8 protein-coding genes are annotated in these 14,385 nt (G+C 62.2%); 2 read left to right on the top strand and 6 right to left on the bottom strand.

The annotated features are described in order from the left end of the window. Window positions 1–70 precede the first annotated feature (70 nt). Window positions 71–4,183 (top strand): PAS domain-containing sensor histidine kinase, encoded by a 4,113-nt coding sequence (locus E2A64_RS04130; RefSeq protein ID WP_133283146.1) that lies wholly within the window; start codon window positions 71–73, stop codon window positions 4,181–4,183. A gap of 243 nt (window positions 4,184–4,426) precedes the next feature. Here E2A64_RS04130 and E2A64_RS04125 read toward each other — a convergent pair whose 3' ends face one another. Continuing rightward, window positions 4,427–6,379, bottom strand: coding sequence for an acetoacetate--CoA ligase (locus E2A64_RS04125; protein ID WP_133283145.1), 1,953 nt, complete (start codon window positions 6,377–6,379; stop codon window positions 4,427–4,429). A gap of 170 nt (window positions 6,380–6,549) precedes the next feature. On the opposite strand from E2A64_RS04125, the gene E2A64_RS04120 reads away from it, so the two are divergent. Beyond that, window positions 6,550–8,457 (top strand): AsmA family protein, encoded by a 1,908-nt coding sequence (locus E2A64_RS04120; RefSeq protein ID WP_133283144.1) that lies wholly within the window; start codon window positions 6,550–6,552, stop codon window positions 8,455–8,457. Between the two features lie 13 nt (window positions 8,458–8,470). Here the strand turns inward: E2A64_RS04120 and E2A64_RS04115 are convergent, their stop codons facing one another. The 5 genes from E2A64_RS04115 to E2A64_RS04095 form a co-directional block, all read right to left on the bottom strand. After that, window positions 8,471–9,292, bottom strand: coding sequence for an ABC transporter permease (locus E2A64_RS04115; RefSeq protein WP_133283143.1), 822 nt, complete (start codon window positions 9,290–9,292; stop codon window positions 8,471–8,473). Then, window positions 9,289–10,185 (bottom strand): ABC transporter permease subunit, encoded by an 897-nt coding sequence (locus tag E2A64_RS04110; RefSeq protein ID WP_133283142.1) that lies wholly within the window; start codon window positions 10,183–10,185, stop codon window positions 9,289–9,291. Before E2A64_RS04110 ends, E2A64_RS04115 begins: the two co-directional genes overlap by 4 nt. A gap of 10 nt (window positions 10,186–10,195) precedes the next feature. Then, window positions 10,196–11,335 (bottom strand): ABC transporter ATP-binding protein, encoded by a 1,140-nt coding sequence (locus E2A64_RS04105; protein ID WP_133283141.1) that lies wholly within the window; start codon window positions 11,333–11,335, stop codon window positions 10,196–10,198. A gap of 74 nt (window positions 11,336–11,409) precedes the next feature. Continuing rightward, window positions 11,410–12,510 (bottom strand): polyamine ABC transporter substrate-binding protein, encoded by a 1,101-nt coding sequence (locus E2A64_RS04100; RefSeq protein WP_133283140.1) that lies wholly within the window; start codon window positions 12,508–12,510, stop codon window positions 11,410–11,412. Between the two features lie 196 nt (window positions 12,511–12,706). Next, window positions 12,707–14,143 (bottom strand): helix-turn-helix domain-containing protein, encoded by a 1,437-nt coding sequence (locus tag E2A64_RS04095; protein ID WP_133283139.1) that lies wholly within the window; start codon window positions 14,141–14,143, stop codon window positions 12,707–12,709. Between the last annotated feature and the right edge of the window lie 242 nt (window positions 14,144–14,385).

Genomic DNA, 14,385 nt, shown 5'->3' with positions numbered 1-14,385 from the left:
GGCGTTAACTGTGACTCTGCTGGCCCGAACGCGGAGCACACGATTGCCGGCGACTCGGGTACAGGACAGTATGCAGTACGAAAGTCATCCATTCATCGATCTTGCCGTGCACAAGGACATTCGCGAGCGCTTCGCCCGCGGTGATGCCCTTGTCGTTGCGAGCCCGGATCTGGAGACCATCGTCTGGGCCAACGGGCCGGCTGCGAACCTGTTCGGCTATGCCAGCATCTACGAATTGATCGAGGACGGTATCGGCACCCGCCCCGCCATCAGGCGGCAGATCGCGGGCGCCGTGGTCGGCCTGGCCCGCAAGGACGGGCAGGATTTCCTGATCCGCGTTTCCGAAGGTTTCCAGCGCAAGGTGGTTGGCGCGCGCGTAGAGCTCATCCAGCTGCCAGGCGGCGCGCCTGCGGTGCTGATTTCCGCCGAGCGCGACTATCCCGGCGGGCTGGCCGGTCGCGCGCGCCAGATCATCAGCGGCTTCGAGGAAGCCGATGCCCATGTTGCCGTGCTCGACGACACCGGCGTGCTTCTCGCGGCCTCCGCATCCTTCGAGGCGGCCGAGCTTTCCGCAAGCGACCTGAAAAAGATGGCGCGCGATGTCGAGCAGCAGGGCGACCGGCTGATCAAGCGCATGATTCACAGCGCACGCGGGGAAATGCCCGCAGCGATCGGACGGCTGACCGACGACCCCGCGCTCAATCTCGTTTTCGTGGTCGATACCGGCGCCAGCGAGACTGACGCACCAGACGAACCCGCCAGCACGGATGTCCCCCTCGCCTCCCAGCCTGCCGCCTTCGACGCAGACAAGGTGCGGGAAGAACTCGCCGCCACACCGCCTCCGGTCATGGATGAAGAGGTCCTCCCCCCGCCATTTGCCGCGGCGCAGGACATTTCCGCCAGCGACGACACCGGTGACGGGCAGCCCGCCGCCGAAGATGCATTCGAGGATGACGCGCTCTGGGCGGAAGTCCCGCCCCAGACTTCGATGCAAGAGCCGGTAGCCGATCGATACGACTGGCCAGAAGGGGCCGACGAGCCGGACGAGGACGACCTCGAGGAGGCGTTCGAGGACGACCTCGAGGAGGCGTTCGAAGACGACGACGAGACCAGGGACGAGACTGGCGACGAGACCGGGTCCGGAGATATCTCCGCGGAAATGGTCGAGGACCATGAGCCGGAGACGACCGCGCCGGAAGATGAATTCACCTTCGATCCCGACGGCCGGCCGGTGCGTTTCGTCTGGAAGATCGACCGCAGCGGCACCTTTTCGGAGCTTTCCTCCGAATTTGCAGAGGCCGTCGGCCCGAACGCTGCCGACATTCTGGGACGCAGCTTCCCGGATGTCGCCCGTGTCTTCAATCTCGACCCCGATCACGTCATCACCGATCTGCTGAGCCGCCGGGACACATGGTCCGGCAAGACCGTCTACTGGCCGATCCAGGGCACCGGCATGGTGGTGCCTGTCGATCTGGCCGCACTGCCCACCTACACCCGGGAACGCCGCTTCGACGGCTTCCGCGGCTTTGGCATCGTGCGCATCGGCGAAGCCCGCGACGATGATGAAGCGATAGGCCTCGCCCTCGTGCCCGGCCCTTACACCCCGGTAACGCGGCATTCGCCCCCGGCGATCAAGGACACGCCTGAAGATCTGGCCGACGAACTGGCCCGCAGCGAAGCGGAGACGACCAGCGAGGAAGCTGTCGCCGAAAGCCCTCGGGACGACGGCCCGGCACAGCCCGTGGCGGAGTTGCCCGCCACCGGTGCCAGCGGTGATGATCTCGATGCGACTGACGAGCCGACCGGCTCTTGGGACGATGTCGCTGCGCCATCCGACGAGGACGACACACCTGGCTCCGATGACGAGCCGGCGACCGTTGAAGAGCCCAAGGATGATCCCTTTCAGGGCGAAAAGCCCGCCATTACCTTCACGCCGGATCCCGTGCGCCCGGAAAGCGACAAGGTCATCCACCTCGAGACACGCCGGGCCAAGGCGCGCGAGACGCTGACGCCGCTCGAGCAGGCGGCCTTCCGCGAGATCGGTGAAAAGCTGGGTCTGAGCCTGGAGGCCTTCCGTCCGCCAGAAGCCGCCGAAGAGCCGATCGCCGACGGCGCCGATGACGAGCCGGAGACAGTGACGACGCTGAAGTCCGAACTGCCGGTCGACAGGTTGGACGAGACATCCTCATCCAGGCGGCTGCAGGAACCGGAAGAAGTCAGTGCTCTGTTTGACAATGTCGACGGTCCCGCCAGTGACGATGCCGAAGACGTCGTGGAAAGCTCTGAAGAGCCCTCAGCCGAAGCCGGCTTCGAGGCCGCCGATGCGGCCGAGCAAGGCACTGAAACTCGAGCTGACGACGGGGCTGGCGACGAAACCGCGCCTGAAATGGCCGAACTCGACGACGAGGACCGCGACGCCGTAGAATCCGCCTCCCGAAACTGGGACGTTCCGGAAGTTGACGAGCCCCGCGCGGAGGAGGCGGACGTATTCGACGAGCCGGATCCGGCTTCCGAATATGCCGACGAGGACCTCGATCCGCTCGAAGCCCATGACGGCGAAGAAGAAGAGATCGAGGCCGGCGAGCCTGAAAGCGCATCACGCCAGCCGCATTTCGGATTGCCGCCGCGCAATGCGATCGCGTCGGGCATGACCGAAGACGTGATCGACATGATCCCGGCCGCGCTCCTGGTGCATGCGGGTGACGATCTCATCCACGGCAACCCTGCCTTCTTCGGGTTGACCGGCTACAGCTCGCTTTCGGATCTCGACGAGGCTGGCGGGCTCGACATGCTGCTGACCAGCGACGAGGAAACCGGCGCAATGCAGATGCGCCATTCGGACGGCGAACTGGCGCCGGTGATCGCGCGACTGCGCTCCATCAACTGGCATGACAGTCAGGCCCTTCTTCTGAGCCTCGCACTCAAGGACCCGATGATCCCCGTCGCCGTTCCGGAAGACGGGCCGGAGGCGGAAGCCGTCGATGACGCGCCGCAGGATAGCGTCGCCGAATTGCCTGCCGAAGATGCCGCAATCGACGAGGAAGCCGATGCGCGCCTGACAGCCCTCGAGATCGAAGTCCGCGAACTGCGCTCCATCCTCGAGACGGCGACCGACGGCGTCGTCATCATCGGCGACGACAACCGCATCCGCTCGATGAACGGCTCGGCGCATGTGCTGTTCGGCTATGACGACAGCGAGACGATCGGCCAGCCCTTCGCCATGCTGTTTGCCCATGAGAGCCAGCGGGCTGTCATGGACTATCTGTCGGGCCTGGCCGAGAACGGCGTATCCAGTGTGCTCAATGACGGGCGCGAGGTCATCGGCCGCGAAGCCAATGGCGGACTGTCGCCGCTCTTCATGACGATTGGGCGTCTGTCGGGATCCAACGGCTATTGCGCGGTGCTGCGCGACATCACCCAGTGGAAGCGCAGCGAGGAAGAACTCCGCGAAGCCAAGCGCGCCGCAGAGACCGCGAACTCGCACAAAAGCGATTTCCTGGCGCGGGTCAGCCACGAGATCCGCACACCGCTCAACGCGATCATCGGCTTCTCGGAGATGATGGTCGAGGAACGTTTCGGCCCGATTGGCAGCCCGCGCTATCTGGAATACGCGAACGACATCGGCAATTCCGGCAAGCACGTTCTCGACATCGTCAACGACCTTCTCGACATATCGAAGATCGAGGCCGGCGAGATCGATCTCGACTTCGACGCCGTGATGCTGAACGACCAGCTGGCCGAATGCGTGTCGATGCTGCAGCCGCTTGCCAACAGCCAGCGTGTCATCATCCGCACCAGCCTCTCGGCCACCCTGCCCGATGTCGTCGCCGACACCCGCTCGGTCAAGCAGATCGCGCTCAACCTCCTGTCGAACGCCATCCGCTACACGCCGTCCGGCGGCCAGATCGTCGTCTCGACCGCCTATGAGCTCAACGGCAATGTGGTGATCCGCATCCGCGACACCGGTATCGGCATGACGCGCAAGGAACTCGAGCAGGCGATGAAGCCCTTCGGCCAGGTCGGCCCCACACCGCGCAAGCGCGGTGACGGCACCGGTCTCGGCCTGCCGCTGACCAAGGCGATGGTCGAAGCAAATCGTGCCATGTTTGATATCGTTTCGGCCCCCAAGGAGGGGACGCTGGTAACGATCACCTTCCCGTCCCAGCGGGTACTCGCCGACTGATTTAGCAGCAATATCCGAAGCCAGACAAAAAAGGAGGGGCCCGCTGGACCCCTCACTAAAAAAATCGGCTTGCTGAACTTCACGTGGGCCAAGGCGGCCCTCGTTGGTATCCACTAATGCGCGTGAGGCTTTAACGAGACCTTACCGGACTTGTCTGCATTTTAAGGGTCTCCGGCAACCTTTCCGCGAGTGGTTAATTCCTTGAAAAGGTTTTATTAATATATTCGCAAGTGCTAAAGATTATCAGCGCGCGAGCTCTTCGACATGTTCGTACAGGGCCAGAGCCTCGGGATTGGCGAGAGCTTCCTGGTTCTTGACCGGCCGGCCATGCACCACATCGCGGACCGCGAGTTCGACGATCTTGCCGGATTTTGTTCGCGGAATATCGGCAACCGCGATGATGCGAGCCGGCACGTGGCGCGGCGAGGCTCCCTTGCGGATCACCGTCTTGATCCTTGCCTTCAGCTCCTCGTCGAGGGTCACCCCTTCTGCAAGGCGAACAAAGAGGACAACGCGCACATCGTCATCCCACTCCTGGCCGATGCAGATCGCTTCGAGCACTTCGTCCAGCTTCTCGACCTGATTGTAGATTTCGGCCGTCCCGATACGCACCCCGCCCGGGTTCAAAGTGGCATCCGAGCGACCGTGGATGACGAGACCGCCATGTTCCGTCCATTCAGCAAAATCGCCATGACACCACACATTGTCGAAACGGTCGAAATAGGCGCCGTGGTAGCGCGCGCCGTCGGGATCGTTCCAGAAGCCGACGGGCATGGCCGGAAACGGCTTGGTGCAGACGAGTTCGCCCTTCGCGCCGCGGATCGGCTGCCCGTCATCATCCCAGACGTCGACCGCCATGCCGAGACCCGGCCCCTGTATCTCGCCGCGCCACACCGGTTTGACCGGAATGCCCAGGACGAAGCAGGACACGATATCTGTGCCGCCCGAAATCGAGGCGAGATGGATGTCGGGCTTGATGCCCTCATAGACGAAGGTAAAACCTTCCGGTGAAAGCGGCGAACCGGTCGATGTCATCATCCGCAGCGAGGACAGGTCATGGCTTTGGGCGGGGGTGAGGCCTGCCTTGCGCACGGCGTCGATATATTTGGCCGACGTGCCGAACACGTGGAAGCCGGCCTCGGCGGCATAATCGAACAGGACGTTGCCGTCAGGATAGAACGGCGAACCGTCATAAAGGCAGAGCGTCGCGCCGACCGCGAGACCGGAGGTCAGCCAGTTCCACATCATCCATCCGCAGGTGGTGAAATAGAACAGCCTGTCGCCTTCCGTCAGACCGCAATGGATCCGGTGCTCCTTGAGATGCTGGAGCAGCGTCCCCCCGGCCGAGTGCACGATGCATTTCGGAATACCGGTCGTACCCGAGGAAAACAGGATGTAAAGCGGATGGGAGAACGGCAGGCGCTCGAAGGTGAGTTCGCGCGGTTCGTGATCGCTGATGAAGCGATCCTGGGTGACGGCCTTGTCGATGCGGCCCGCAACGTCGTCAGCCTGCCCCAGAAGCGGCACGATGATGACGGCCTCGGGTCCGATCTGATCGGCGATGGGGCCGAGCTTGTCGGCCACGTCCTGGCGCTTGCCGTTGTACCAGTAACCGTCGCAGGCGATGAAGACCTTCGGTTCGATCTGGCCGAAACGGTCGACCACACCCTGGATGCCGAAATCGGGCGAACAGGACGACCAGATGGCGCCGAGGGAAGCGACCGCCAGCATGTGCGCGATGGTTTCGGGCATGTTCGGCATCATCGCCGCGACCCGGTCTCCCTTGCCCACGCCATGGGCCTTGTAGGCCTGCTGCAGGCGGGAGACGAGTGCACGCAGTTCGTTCCAGCTGATCTGGGAGGCGTGGGCATTCTCGGCGCGAAACAGCATTGCCGGGCCGTCACCTTCCGTTCCGAGAAGGTTCTCGGCGAAATTCAGCGATGCATCGGGGAAGAAAGCTGCGCCCGGCATGGCGTCGCCATTTTCGACCAGGCGCCCGCCCTTCTCGCCCACGACGCCGCAATAATCCCAGACAGCCGACCAGAAGTCGCCCCGCTCTTCGATCGACCAGAGGTGAAGGTCGTCGGGCTCCGACAGATCCCGGCCGGCCCTCTCTCCCGCGAAGGCGGCAAACTTCATCCATTCGCTCGACGCGATACGCTTGGCGGAAGGCGTCCAGAGTGGGGCATCAGTCATGAAAAATCTCCTCTAACGGGCAGCGTGATATCACCGGAGGCAGGCAGAGCGAAGCTGAAATCTGGACGCGCATTGCCGAGGGACGAAGCTTTACGGGTGATTGCAATCAATTGAGCGACACCTTATCCAGAATACCCGTAAAACACACGCGTATCGGACCGGAGAGCGCCTTGGGAGCATGGTTGGGAAAATGGCGGCTCAGCCGCTCCATCGTCCTTTTGGCGTTGCTGCCCGTCCTCGCCATTCTCGCGGTGCTGCTTCTCGTTCCCTTCGCGGTCTCGAGCGACGTCGTGCGCGACCGGCTGGAACGCGACATCGGCAACTGGGCGGGACAACGGGTGATGCTCGGCAATGCGCCGCGGATGACTTTCTGGCCGGTCCCGCGCATCCAGCTCGACAACGTCAAAATCCTGCCGCTCGGCAATCGCGACAGCGATCCGATCATGCGGGCGGATTCCATCGTTGCGAACTTCAATCTCTTCTCGGCAGCGATCGGCTCCCCCAGCTTCTCCGAATTCCGCCTCGTGCGGCCGACCTTCAACCTCGAAATCTATCCGGACGGTTCTACCAACTGGACGTCTGGCGAAGGCGAACTGACACGCGGTGTCGAAGCTGCCGTGGCGATCGACGAAGCCGCGCAATCCGATGCCACGCCGGCACCCCAGGTCCGGATCCCCGAAAATTCCGCCTTCGGCTCGGTCACCATGGTCGACGGAACGCTGAACTGGGTCCGCGATCCCGGCGCACCCGCCGAGCGCCTGTCGGCGATGAACGGCACGGTGATCTGGCAGTCGCCGGGCTCGGTTGCCCGGACGAACCTCTCGGCGATCTTCCGCGGCGAACAATTGAAGATCGAGGCATCATCTGCTTCGCCACTCCTTCTTCTGGGCCGCCGCAGCGCCCCGGTGGAAGCCGTCATCACCTCTTCTCCCCTCAATCTGGAGTTCAACGGAGAGGTCAACCTGTCATCGACAGGCTTCGCCAATGGCGAACTCAGCATGAAGACGCCCTCGGTTCGGCGTGCGCTCGAATGGTCGGGGACGGATATCCGCCCCGGCGAAGCCATCGGCGCCCTGGAGCTGAGCGCGGATCTGACCTCCAGCGAGATGACGGCCAAGCTCGACGATCTCATCATCGTCGTCGACGACAACCGGGGCATCGGCGTTCTCGACCTCGCCTTCGACAAGACCGCGCCTCCGCTTATTGCCGGCACACTCGCCTTCAACACGCTCGACGTGACGTCGTTCCTGAAGGCCTTCACGCCTCTTCCCCATTCGGGCGCCGATATCGCCTCGACGATCGACACCCGCTTTCTGCGCGAGCTCCGGCTCGACCTCCGGCTTTCGGCCCAGTCGGCCAAACTCGGGCCCATCACCATGGCAAACATGGCAGCCGCCGCGCGCATTGAACGCGGTCGCGCCACATTCGATCTCGGCGATGCCATGGCCTATGGCGGCAACATGCTGGGACGCGTCCTGCTGACCGAGGCCGGCGACGGCGGAGGCGCGAAGCTGCAGCTTTCGGTGCGCAACATGGAATTCGGCAGCCTGTTCGACAAGCTGGGCCTTGCCGGCCCGCTGCCTCGCGGACGGGGCACGCTCGACCTCGAACTCGACACACCCTATCCCACCTGGGCTACAGCACCGCGCGATTTCACCGGACATTTCTCGCTTTCGGTCGGCCCCGGCAGCATCGCCGGCCTCAACCTCGCAGAATTCCGCGAACTGGCAGCCAGCCGGCCGTTCTTCCAGCTCGAGGATACCGACACCGGCTCGTCCTTCCAGTTCGAGACGGTCAGCTTCGCCGCCGATATCGCCGACGGGGCCGCGGAAATCACGCGTGGCGAGATCGTCGGCGAGGACGAGACGATCACTCTTTCGGGCGTGATCCCCTATGCGCGCGGCAGTCTCGCGGTTGCCGGAAGCCTTGCCGACAATGTGCCCGACAGCGAAATGGCGAACGAGGAAACGCCGGGCGCCGGGTCGGCGGCGTCGAGGCAGCAACAAGAGCCCCTGCGCTTCTTCCTCGGCGGCTCGTGGCCGGAGCCGGTGATATCACCGGTGGTTTCCGGCCGCTGACCGCCCCGACGTTTCAGCCTTCCTGGGCGGCCTGCTGTTCATCGAGCTTGCGCTGGATGTCGCGCCTTCGCCCGACAATGGAAGCAATCAGCACACCCGTTGCCACTATCCCGATCAGGATTGTGCAGACCGCGTTGATTTCCGGCGTCACGCCGAGGCGAACCTGCGAATAGATCTTCATCGGCAGCGTCGTCGCGCCCGGTCCGGAGTTGAAGGAGGCGATCACCAGATCATCGAGCGACAGGGTGAAGGCCAGCATCCAGCCCGAAATCACGGCCGGCAGGATGACCGGAAGCGTCACCTTGTAGAAGGCGTGGAACGGCGTGCAGCCTAGATCCTGGGCGGCCTCCTCCAGCGATTCATCGAAGGAGACAAGCCGCGACTGCACCACCACCGCCACGAAACACATCGAGAAGGTGATGTGGGCGAGCGTGATGGTCAAGAAGCCACGATCGAAACCGATCGCGACGAAAAGCAGAAGAAGCGACAGACCGATGATGACATCCGGCATGACCAGCGGCGCAAAGACCATGCCGGTGAACAGCGTCCGACCGGGGAAACGGGTATAGCGCGTCAGTGCGAGAGCTGCGAGCGTGCCGAGAACGGTAGCGACGGAGGCCGAAAGAAGTGCAACGCGCAACGTCACCCACGCGGCATCGAGAAGTGCCTCGTTGCGAAAGAGCGCCCCGTACCATTTGGTGGAGAATCCCGCCCAGACCGTGACCAGCCGGGATTCGTTGAATGAAAAGACGATGAGGATCACGATGGGCAGGTAGAGAAAGCCCATCCCGAAGATCACCGAGGTGATGTTGAACCACGTCCAGCGACCGCTCATTTGCCTGCCTCCGTGGCCTTCGCCTGTGCATTCTGGAACAGCACGATCGGCACGACGAGGACGATCAGCAGCACCATCGCGAGCGCCGAGGAAATCGTCCAGTCACCATTGTTGAAGAACTCCGTCCAGAGCACCTTGCCGATCATCAGCGTCTGCGATCCGCCGAGAAGATCGGGAATGACGAATTCGCCGACGGCGGGAATGAAGACGAGAAGGCAGCCCGCGAGGATGCCCGGAAGCGCCAGCCTGATCGTCACCTTCCAGAAGGCGCCCAACGGCGTGCAGCCGAGATCCTGCGCAGCCTCGATCAGCGAGTAGTCGAGCTTTTCGAGCGTCGAATAGATCGGCAGCACCATGAAGGGCAGATAGGAATAGACGATACCGATATAGACCGCTGCATTGGTGTTGAGGATCGTCAGCGGCTCGCTGATGACCCCGAGCCAGAGCAGCAGCTGGTTGAGCAGGCCTTCGGGCTTGAGGATACCGATCCAGGCGTAGACGCGGATGAGGAAGCTCGTCCAGAACGGCAGGATGACCAGCATCAGCAGGATGGGCCGAAGACTGGTGGAAGCACGGGCCATGCCGTAGGCGAGCGGAAATCCGATAGCCAGCGTGAACATCGTCGAGAAGAACGCGATGATGACGCTGGAGATATAGGCATTCCTGTAAAGCGCGTCGGAGGCAAGAAAGCGGTAGTTGTCGAGATTGAGCATCCCGAGCTTGTCGATGAAGCCGGCCCAGCTCTCGAATTCGAACTGCGGCACATAGGGCGGGCTGCCGTATTCTAGAATGGAAACCGAAATGCGGAAGACGATCAGGAATGGCAGCAGGAAGAGAACCAGCAGCCAGATATAGGGAATGAAGATCGTCAGACGGCGGAACATGTTGCTCATGGCGCGGTCCTCACCTGTCCAGCAGCGTGCCGCCATCCGGCTCGAAAGAGACCCAGATGACTTCATCGTAACCGATGGGGTTTTCGACCGCACGCTTCCGGTTGATCGTCGAGGCGCGGACCATCTTTCCGCCGTCGAGCTTGACGATGTAATTGGTCACATCGCCCATGTAAGCGATTTCCCACACCTCGCCGGAGGCCGCATTCGCATCCGTCGGCCGCTCGCGTGTCAGGTTCATCTTCTCGGGGCGGATGGCGAGGAACAGCTTCTGGCCGGTTTCGAACTTGTGGTCTTCGACGGCCTGGATCTCGGAAAAACCGTCCGGACTGTCGAGCTTGACGAGTCCGTCGGCGTTTTGCTTCACCTCGCCTTCGAAGATGTTCACCGAACCGATGAAGTCCGCGACATAGCGGGAATCGGGTGCCTCGTAGACTTCCGCGGGCGTGCCGATCTGCTTGACGACGCCCGCATCCATCACCGCGATGCGGTCGGACATGGTCATCGCCTCGTCCTGATCGTGGGTGACGATGACGAAGGTTAGACCCAGTTCCTGCTGAAGATCCATCAGTTCGAACTGGGTTTCCTCACGCAGTTTCTTGTCGAGCGCGCCGAGCGGCTCGTCCAGCAAAAGCAGCTTGGGACGTTTGGCGACAGAGCGGGCGAGCGCAACCCGCTGGCGCTGGCCGCCGGAAAGCTGGTGCGGCTTGCGCTTGGCGAATTTCTCGAGCTTGACCAGCTTGAGCATCTGCTGGACGCGGTCGCTGATCTCCGACTTGTTCATCTTCGCCTGCTTGAGGCCGAAGGCGATGTTCTGTTCGACCGACATGTGCGGGAACAGCGCATAGGACTGGAACATCATGTTGACGGGCCGGTTGTGCGGCGCCACGCCCTTGAGCGACTGTCCGTCGAGAAAGATATCGCCCTCGGTCGGGTTCTCGAAGCCGGCAAGCATTCTCAACAAGGTGGTCTTCCCGCACCCCGAAGGTCCGAGGAGGGAAAAGAACTCGCGCTCGAAGATGTCGAGAGAGAGATTGTCGACCGCGGTGAAGTCCCCGAACTTCTTGGTCACGTTCTCAAAGCGAATATAGGGGACCGATTTCGGATCGATCCAAGGTGCGAACGAACGACGCACATTCCCTAAAGATTTCATGCTGGCACCCCGCCCCGACGAAAAACACGAAGAAAAAACCCCGGGCCAGACAGCCCGGGGGTGGAGAGGCTTGCTTACTGGCCCGTCTTGACCTCGGTCCAGGCCCTGTTGAGCTCCCGCTTCTCGCGGGCGTTTTCAGGCGAAACGGTGTAAAGGCGGCCCATGGCCTCATCGCTCGGGTAGATGGCCGGGTCACCGATCACGTCTTCATTGAGGAATTCCTGGGAGGCCTTGTTGCCATTGGCGTAGTAGACGTAGTTCGACGCCTTCGCCATGACTTCCGGCTTCATGATATAGTTCAGGAACTCATGCGCTTCCTCGACATGCGGCGCATCGGACGGGATGGCCATGTTGTCGAACCACATCAGCGCACCTTCCTTGGGGATGATGTATTCGACGGTCACGCCGGCATCGGCTTCCGCCGCGCGGTCACGGGCCTGCAGCACGTCGCCCGACCAGCCCATCGCCATGCAGATATCGCCGTTTGCGAGCGCATTGATGTATTCCGAAGAGTGGAACTTGCGAATGTCCGGGCGGATCTCGAGAAGCTTCGCCTTGGCCTTTTCAAGCGTTTCGGCACTCTTGTCGTCCGGATCCAGGCCGAGATAGTTGCGTGCAGCCGGGAAGGTCTCGGTCGGCGCGTCGAGCATGAAGATGCCGCAATCGGCCAGCTTGTCGGCGGTTTCCTTGTTGAACAGCAGATCCCAGCTATCAAGCTCGGTATCCTCGCCCAGGATCTGCTTCACCTTGTCGACATTGATGCCGAGACCGGTGGTGCCCCACATGTAGTTGATCGCATACTCGTTTCCGGGATCGTATTTGGCCAGGCGCTCGGAGATGGCCGGATCCATGTTGGACAGGTTCGGCAGCTTGTCCTTGTCGAGCTTCTGGAAGACGCCGGCCTTGATCTGGTTGGCGAGGAAGGTCCCCGTCGGCACGACGATGTCGTAGCCGGTGCCACCGGCGAGGAGCTTGGTTTCGAGAACCTCGTTGGAATCGAAGACATCGTAGACGACCTTGATGCCGGTCTCCTTGGTGAAGTCGGACAGGATGGACTCATCAATGTAATCCGACCAGTTGTAGACGTTCACCACGCGCTCCTGGGCGGAGGCGAGCATCGTGGTCGCCGCGAAGATCGCGGCCGCAGCGGTGAATATCTTCGATGTGGTTTTCATGGGTGACCCCTCTGTCGTTTTGTCGTTCTAACTGCTGCACTATCGGCGCTGCCGGTTGGGCCATTTGGCTGCTCCTTCACACCTTTGCAGCAACCCTAAAAATTAATTGTGGTCGCCACAAGAGGTATGACCAAGCATTTTGCAGTCAATGCCCAAGCGTAAAAATGAGGCATCAACCGCGAGGCGTTTGCAAGCCCTACTGGAAATCGAAAACGGATATGCCGGTCACCATCTCGTCGAGTCCGAGAGGCCGGGTGATCGGCGGCTCTGCGCGTGCGAGGCAGCCCGATCTCTCACACAACCTGCAGGCGGGGCCTATCGGAACGGTCAGGCTGCCGCCCGGCGCGCCCGGTCGCGGCGGAACCGTGTCGCCATAGACCACATCGCCGCGATGGGCGATATCGCAGCCGAGAAGGACTGCCGTGCGGCGCGGCCGTTCGGCATAGGCTCCCTGAGGCCCCTCCAGTGTACGCGATACGGTCAGGAACTCGGCACCTGACGGCGATTCCACCGCCTCGACCAGAATTTGGCCCGGCTGGGCGAAGGCGGAATGGATGGAGAGCTTCGGGCAATGACCGCCGAAACGCTGGCGGGGAAAACCCTGTGCGCCGGCGCGGCGAAACTGGTTTCCCGCCACGTCCACCTCGAGCATGAAGAAGGGCACGCCGCCGGCATCCTTGCGGCATAGCGTCGTGGCGCGATTGGCGGCCTGCTCGAAGGAAACCCCGAAGCGCGAGCGCAGCACGTCCATGTCATAGCGAGCGCGCTGCGCGGCTGCCAGGAAGGCCGCATAGGGCATCATCAAGGCATGGGCGGCGTAGCGGGCCATTTCGAAACGGGCGATACGGCGGGCCTCGTCTCCCGAGAGCCCCAGCTGATTGACCGCGGCGGTGATCGCCACCTGCATGCGGATGAGCGCCGCCTCCATGGCGACTTCACGCAACTGGTCATAGAGCGAAAGACGTTCGGAAATGAACAGGCGATGCGAATGCCTGTCGTAGCGGCGGCGCCAGTTGGGCATGGTCGCGACCGGCAAGGTGCGAACCACGATACCGTGCTCGCTTTGCAGCCATCCCCGCAACGCGCCCATCAGGTCGTCGCCGGGCTTGAGGAGCGCATGAAAGGCTTCGGCCTCTTCCTCGATCGCCGCAAAATGATTGGGGCGGGTTTCGAGAACCTCGCGCACCTCGTCCATCGGCATCCTGGCAGCAGGCAATTCGGCCACCCGCCCCTCGCCGGCAAGCATCGCCGAAATGTCCGACATGCGGCTCGCCTGCTCCTTGTAGGCGCGATAGAGCTTGACCACGGCCGCCGCGGCGTTGGGGGCAGCCTCGGCAACTTCCACCATTTCCTCGTCGCCGGGCAATTCGCCGGCGAGCAACGGATCGGCAAAAGCCTCTCTCAGGGCCACAAGGGTCTGCCCGCCTTCGCCCTGAAGGACCTCCGCATCCACCTTGTAGACAGAGGTGAGCTTGAGGATCAGCTGCACGGTCAGCGGCCGCTGGTTGCGCTCGATGAGGTTGAGATAGGACGGCGATATGCCCAGCGCCTCGGCCATCGCGGCCTGGGTAAGCCCGCGTTCCTTGCGAATGCGCCTTATGCGGGGTCCGGCAAATATTTTCTGGTCGGCCATGGGTCAACTTTACGAAAATTGACAAAACTCGACAACGCGAAGCTGCCGTGCGGACTTTACATTCTTTACAAATTTACAGCCCGGCCTTGTCAAACGCAATACAGCATGACCTCAATTTCCTCCCGCTATTCCGGGATTTTCTGGAGATCGCGGAGAGAAGATGTAAATCCAGTTACATCGAGCGCGGACAAAGCGAGCCTCCCGGGCGGTCCGCCGAAAGAACAACAGAAAGACTGGAGACA

It is taken from the genome of Pseudohoeflea suaedae, assembly GCF_004354915.1.
GTDB lineage: Bacteria > Pseudomonadota > Alphaproteobacteria > Rhizobiales > Rhizobiaceae > Pseudohoeflea > Pseudohoeflea suaedae.
This window is presented reverse-complemented; position numbering and strand designations above follow the sequence as displayed.

Bases quoted from the DNA above. Each gene is read 5' to 3' on its own strand.
- E2A64_RS04130 (WP_133283146.1), top strand. From the start codon at position 71: ATGCAGTACGAAAGTCATCCATTCATCGATCTTGCCGTGCACAAGGAC.
- E2A64_RS04125 (WP_133283145.1), bottom strand. From the start codon at position 6,379: ATGACTGATGCCCCACTCTGGACGCCTTCCGCCAAGCGTATCGCGTCG.
- E2A64_RS04115 (WP_133283143.1), bottom strand. From the start codon at position 9,292: ATGAGCGGTCGCTGGACGTGGTTCAACATCACCTCGGTGATCTTCGGG.
- E2A64_RS04110 (WP_133283142.1), bottom strand. From the start codon at position 10,185: ATGAGCAACATGTTCCGCCGTCTGACGATCTTCATTCCCTATATCTGG.
- E2A64_RS04105 (WP_133283141.1), bottom strand. From the start codon at position 11,335: ATGAAATCTTTAGGGAATGTGCGTCGTTCGTTCGCACCTTGGATCGAT.
- E2A64_RS04100 (WP_133283140.1), bottom strand. From the start codon at position 12,510: ATGAAAACCACATCGAAGATATTCACCGCTGCGGCCGCGATCTTCGCG.
- E2A64_RS04095 (WP_133283139.1), bottom strand. From the start codon at position 14,143: ATGGCCGACCAGAAAATATTTGCCGGACCCCGCATAAGGCGCATTCGC.